Origin of the sequence: Candidatus Protofrankia californiensis (assembly GCF_900634765.1) — a bacterium.
GTDB lineage: Bacteria > Actinomycetota > Actinomycetes > Frankiales > Frankiaceae > Protofrankia > Protofrankia californiensis.
Map to the genome: position 1 here is coordinate 2,811 of NZ_CAAAFT010000246.1, position 5,530 is coordinate 8,340.

Here is a 5,530-nt window from a genome sequence, read left to right on the forward strand (position 1 = left end):
ACAGGCGGGTGAGAGTTACCGCGCAGTCCACGTGGAAGAAGTCCACCGCCAGCATGGTCGATGCCTGGGTGCGGAGGAACTGCCGCCATGTCGTGTCGGTCTGTCGCTTGGGTGCCGGGGTATCCCCAGGGACTTCAGGACTCGCCGGATCGTGGACGCGCCAACATGGTGGCCGAGCTTGAGCAGCTCGCCCTGGATCCGCTGCTATCCCCATGCCGTGTTCTCGGTCGCGAGCCGTCCGATCAGCGTGGCGATCTCCGTGCTGACCGGTGGTCGTCCCGTCCGGTGTGGGTAGGTCCACGTCCTGGTGATCAGGCGGCGATGCCACCGCAACACGGTCCCAGGGGTGACCAGCCGGTGGGCTCGCAGTGTCCTGGGAAGGAGCTGGATCAGCGCGGCGAGCACAGCCCGGTCCGCCCAGTCCCACCGGGGCTTCGGCGGGGTACGGCGCAGCACCGCTGACCATCATGCCGACAGCCACGCCGTCACATCACCCCAGCTCACAAACCCAGGCTGACTTCTAAGAGACGCCGGGCCTGGACGGCGAACATCGTTACACCAACGACGAGGTTGTTCTCGTCGCGGCTGAGTGACCACCACTCGTCCACCTCTTGCTGCGTCATCAGCTCGGCTTGGATGATGCCCTGTTGGAATTGCTCCACAAGGAGCTGCCAGGCCAGCCACGACTCGCTGCTGCTGCGGGACTGAGTACCGCGGTACTGGGCGGATACGTCAGTGAAGCCGAGGCTGAGCACGTCGCCAAGGAGCCGGCGGCCATAGGTCGCGTCGAACCCGCCCCTCTCACCCATGAGCTGCTGCAGAGCACGGACCATTGCGATGTGTATCGGCGCCTCGGGAACGATCAGGTCGGCGCACGTCCAGTCGACCTCCTCAACCAGAAGCCAGCCGCCGGGTGTGACCGCTGCCGCGAGCCGCTGTAGCGCGCGCCGATGGGGGTGTAGGTGCGCTATCAGGAGCCGCGTGTGCACCAGGTCGAACTGCGCATGCGGAAGGTCGTCGACCATGACGTCCATGCACCGGACCTCGACCCCGTCCGGCAACTCACCGAGGAAGCGGATGTCGCGGTCAACCGCGAGGACGTGCCCCTCGGGGCCGACGACATCAGCCAGTGCCCGAGCGATGGAGCCGGTGCCCGCGCCGACCTCGAGGCAGCGATGCCCGGTACCGATGCCCAGGGCGCCCACGAGCCGCATGGTCCCCGGATCCCACGCTCCCGCCATCGCCTCGAGGCGTGTGCGCTCACCCGGATGCCCTTGGTCCAATACGTAGGTCGACAAACCAGCTCTCCTGTGGTCGCATCGGAGTCATCCAGCGTCCGCATGGGCCCCGATAGACATTTTACCTCCATTCTCCCGGGTGCTCACACCCCATCAATCCGTTTTTTCTATTGAGTGATTGACAGTCCGATGGCGACACGGTGTACGGGAATTCATGTCGACACTTCGTTGACGTCACGACCGGATCGGTTCAAGGAATGTTCACCTCACGGCAATCGGCGGGGGCTGTCATTGTCGGCGTTCTGTCGACATGATTTTCGCGACAACCGTGCTGAGAAGAAGGACGTGGACGTGTCCGCTGCGCCGCAGGTTGTATTCGACGCCTTTCACCCTGTGCACCGATCCAACCCCTACCCGCGATACGCGTTGGTTCGCGATTTCACCGCGCTGTACCCGATCAAGCCTCAAATTCTTATGGCAACGCGCTACGAAGAGTGCTCGGCGGTTCTCACAGACGCGCTCTGGGGCCATGGCTACGAGGACGGCATCAACCCCTTCCGTCCCGGGGTGGCTCCCGACGACGTGCCGGGCTCGATGCTGCGGATGGACCCGCCTGACCACACCCGGATGCGGGGGCTGGTCAAGCGGGCGTTCGTCCCGCGCAACACCGAGGGGCTCCGACCGCGGCTCGAAGGTCTCGTCAACGAGCTGATCGACAAGGCGATCGAGGCCGGCGAGGTCGACTTGATGGAGGCCCTGGCCCGGCCGTTGCCACTCACCATCATCGGGGACATGCTCGGCATCCCGCCCGAGGACCACACCGCGGTCAAGAAGTGGTCACTGGAGATCGTCCGCGGCTCGGACCCGGACATCCTGCAGTCACCCGAGAGTCTGGCGCGTCGGCCTGAGGCCATGCGGGAGTTCGAGGCGTACTTCGCCGGGCTGATCGCGCAGCGGCGCAAGGACCCTCGTGACGACATGCTGAGCGACATGTGCGCGGCGCAGGAGCGCGACTTCGTACTGAGCGAGCGCGAGATGCTCGGGCTCTCCGTAGGGCTGCTGATCGGAGGTTACGAGACCATCTCCGACCTGATCGGCAAGGGCCTCGTGGCTCTGTTGCGCAACCCCGACCAGATCGCCCTGTGGCGGGCCAATCCGGAGCTTGCCCCGTACGCCGTCGACGAGCTGCTCCGCTACGAGCCGCCCGTGCAGTTCACCCACCGGGTCGCACTGGAGGAGCGGGAACTGGCGGGGCGCACGTTCGCCCGGGGTGAAGGTGTCATCGTCCTGATCGCCGCCGCGAACCGCGACCCGGCCGTGTACACCGATCCTGAGCGCCTGGACATCACCCGGTTCGCCGGGCGTTCCCCTGCGCCACGCCACCTCTCGCTCAGCGGGGGCATCCATTACTGCCTCGGCGCGCACCTCGGGCGGCTGGAGACACAGATCGCGGTGGACACGCTCCTGCGCCGTGCGCCGGGGCTGTCGCTGACCGACGACGAACCCGTCTGGCGCGACACTGTCGCCATCCACGGGCTGGACACCCTCCCGGTCCGCTTGCGGGACTGAACGCCGCCGTCGGCATCCAGGGCACGGCCTCCCAACCCGCCCCATGCCGTCAAGAGGAGCCCGCCGTGGATTCCGCAGCCCCGGAGCAGGTCGTGTTCGACGGCTTCGCGCAGGAGCACCGCGCCGACCCGTACCCGCGGTACCGCGCGCTGCGCGAGGCCACCCCGCTGTACCGCCACCCCGTCGGCGTACACTTGATGACCCGCTACCACGACTGCGCGGCCGCGCTCCAGGAACCGAAATGGGCCCGCGCCGACGAGAACGGCTTCAATCCGTTCGCGCCCGAAGTCAAGCGTGAGCACCTGCCGTTCCTGTGGCTGGACCCGCCCGACCACACCCGCCTGCGCGGGCTGGTGAGCAAGGCGTTCACGCCGCGCATGGTGGCCGGGCTTCGGCCGCTCATCCAGAAGACCGTGGACGAGCTGCTGGATGCGGCACTCAAGGTGGGCGAGGTCGACCTGATCGAGTCGTTCGCCTACCCGCTGCCGCTCACCGTCATCTGCGACATGCTTGGCGTGCCCAGGGAGGATCACCACCTGTTCGGCGGCTGGTCGACCGTTCTCGCCCGCGGAGCCGACCCTGGCCTTCTCTTGCCGCCCGAGGACCTCACCGCGCGTGCCCGCGCCATGCAGGACGGCAAGGCCTACTTCCAGGACCTGATTGCGCAGCGGCGGGCACAGCCCAGAGATGACCTGGTGAGTGCGCTTGCGGCGGTCGAGGAGCACGGCGATTTGCTCAGCGAGTCGGAACTGCTCAACACCTGCGTGATGCTGCTCAACGCCGGATTCGAGACGACGGTGAGCCTGATCGCCCATGGCACGCTCGCCCTCATGCGCAACCCCGACCAGCTCGCCCTGTGGCGGGTGACGCCGGACATCGCCCGCTACACGGTGGAGGAACTGCTCCGCTACGAACCGCCGGTACAGCTTGCCACCCGTGTCGCGCAGGGCCGGCTGGAGCTCGCCGGGCACACGTTCAACCTCAGGGGACGGCATTGTGCTGCTACTTGCCTCGGCTAATCGGGACGGCGAGGTCTTCGAGGACCCCGACCGCCTGGACATCACCCGCTACGCGGGCCCCACGCCCGCTCCTGCCCACCTCTCGTTCGCCAAGGGCATCCACTTCTGCCTCGGCACGGCGCTGGCACGCCTTGAGGCGGAGATCGCCTTGGACGCCCTCGTCCGGCGTGCTCCCCGGCTTGAACTGGCCACCGAGCAACTGACCTATCTGGAGAACCTTTCACTCAGGAGGATGCAAGCCCTCCCCGTTCACCTGCGGTAAGGACGTTGCTGTCGGTGGTACACGCGAAGTCTGTGAGCGACATCTACAGAGAGCAGAGAGATTAATGAGCGTGGACGAAACGGACACCGAGACGCCACTACAGCGCCGGCTGCGGGAGCTACGGGCTCTGGTCGATTACGGGGTCGAGGCAGGCATCGGCGTCGGCCATTCGCTGGGGGTCCTGCTCGACACGCTGGAGGAGGGCCGCAGCGTCTGGACGCTGAAGCCCTCACCCGCGGCGGCGAACGCCATGTACCTGGTGCACGGTGGAGTGATCGCCACGCTCATGGACACCGTCATGGGCAGCGCCGTGTACACCGTGATCCCGGACGGTGCGAGGTCCACGACGCTTGAATTGAAGGTCAACTTCATTCGTGCCGTGAAGCTCGACGACGACCTGCTCATCTGCGAGGCCAACATCGTCCACGTGGGTAAGCGGATCGCAACCGCCGAAGGACGCGTGACCGACGCGAACGGTAGGTTGATCGCGCATGGGACGACCACCTGCCTGGTGTTCCAGCCCGGACCCTCGACGGACGTCGACGTTTCCCCTCCCGCTGCCGCGCCGCAGGCCGCCTTCGATGCGTTCGATCCCAGGCACTGGCCCAACCCGTATCCCCGGTACGCCGCGGCCCGCGAGGCCAAGCCGCTCATTCGCACCCCACTGGGCGTGCACCTGGTGACCCGGTACCAGGACTGCGCGACCATTCTCCAGGACAACAATTGGAGTCACGCTCACGAGGCCGAGTTGTTCCACCCTGGCGTCGAGCACGTCGACCTGCCAACCTCGTTCCTCTGGATGGATCCGCCCGACCACACCCGGCTGCGTGGACTGGTCAGCAAGGCGTTCACCCCACGCACCGTGGCCAACCTGCGGCCCCGCGTCGAGCAGCTCGTCAAGGAGCTGTTCGATGCGATCATCGAGGCCCGCGAGGTCGACGTGATCACCGCACTGGCTTACCCGCTGCCGCTCACCATCATCGCCGAGCTGCTCGGCGCACCGGCCGAGGACCACCCGGACCTCCAGCGCTGGTCGCGGGCGCTCGCCCGTGGGTTCGACCCTGACCCGCTCCTCTCACCCGAGGAACGTGACGCACGCGCCCAGGCCGCCCGCGAGTTCGTGGCCTACTTCCGCGACCTCATCGCCCAGCGTCGTGCCCAACCCGCCGATGACCTGATCAGCGAGCTCGCCTCCGTCGAGGAGCAGGGCGATGTGCTTACCGAGGACGAGATGCTCGCGACCTGCGTCACGCTGCTGGTCGCCGGACACGAGACGAGCGTCAACCTGGTCGCGAACGGCATCCTGGCGCTGATCCGCCACCCCGACCAGTACGCCCTGCTCCGCGCCAACCCGGAGCTGGCGGCGCCCGCCGTCGAGGAGATGCTGCGTTACGACTCGCCGGTACACATGACCACCCGCCTCGCCCACAAGCAGACGGAGT

At 67.0% G+C, this 5,530-nt stretch carries 5 protein-coding genes and 1 pseudogene; 4 read left to right on the plus strand and 2 right to left on the minus strand.

Translation table 11 applies throughout. From position 1 onward, the window contains the following. Together DD1DGNOD_RS29395 and DD1DGNOD_RS13165 are read right to left on the minus strand one after the other, a co-directional pair. A pseudogene (locus DD1DGNOD_RS29395) lies at positions 1 to 456 on the minus strand (integrase core domain-containing protein); the annotation flags it as partial. 44 nt (positions 457 to 500) lie between these two features. Further along, the gene (locus DD1DGNOD_RS13165) at positions 501 to 1,298 is read right to left on the minus strand and encodes a class I SAM-dependent methyltransferase (RefSeq protein ID WP_241251245.1); all 798 of its coding nucleotides are present in this window, start codon (positions 1,296 to 1,298) and stop codon (positions 501 to 503) included. Positions 1,299 to 1,589: 291 nt separating this feature from the next. Between DD1DGNOD_RS13165 and DD1DGNOD_RS13170 the strand changes: the two genes are divergently transcribed. The 4 genes from DD1DGNOD_RS13170 to DD1DGNOD_RS13180 form a co-directional block, all read left to right on the plus strand. Continuing rightward, positions 1,590 to 2,807 (plus strand): cytochrome P450, encoded by a 1,218-nt coding sequence (locus DD1DGNOD_RS13170; RefSeq protein ID WP_131765500.1) that lies wholly within the window; start codon positions 1,590 to 1,592, stop codon positions 2,805 to 2,807. A gap of 65 nt (positions 2,808 to 2,872) precedes the next feature. Beyond that, a complete protein-coding gene (locus tag DD1DGNOD_RS13175; protein WP_241255689.1) occupies positions 2,873 to 3,826 on the plus strand; it encodes a cytochrome P450 in 954 nt (317 codons plus the stop codon). Further along, the gene (locus DD1DGNOD_RS29400; RefSeq protein ID WP_241255690.1) at positions 3,804 to 4,088 is read left to right on the plus strand and encodes a cytochrome P450; all 285 of its coding nucleotides are present in this window, start codon (positions 3,804 to 3,806) and stop codon (positions 4,086 to 4,088) included. Before DD1DGNOD_RS13175 ends, DD1DGNOD_RS29400 begins: the two co-directional genes overlap by 23 nt. Positions 4,089 to 4,152: 64 nt before the next feature. Next, a partial coding sequence (locus tag DD1DGNOD_RS13180; protein ID WP_131770254.1) for a cytochrome P450 occupies positions 4,153 to 5,530 on the plus strand: 1,378 nt, incomplete at its 3' end.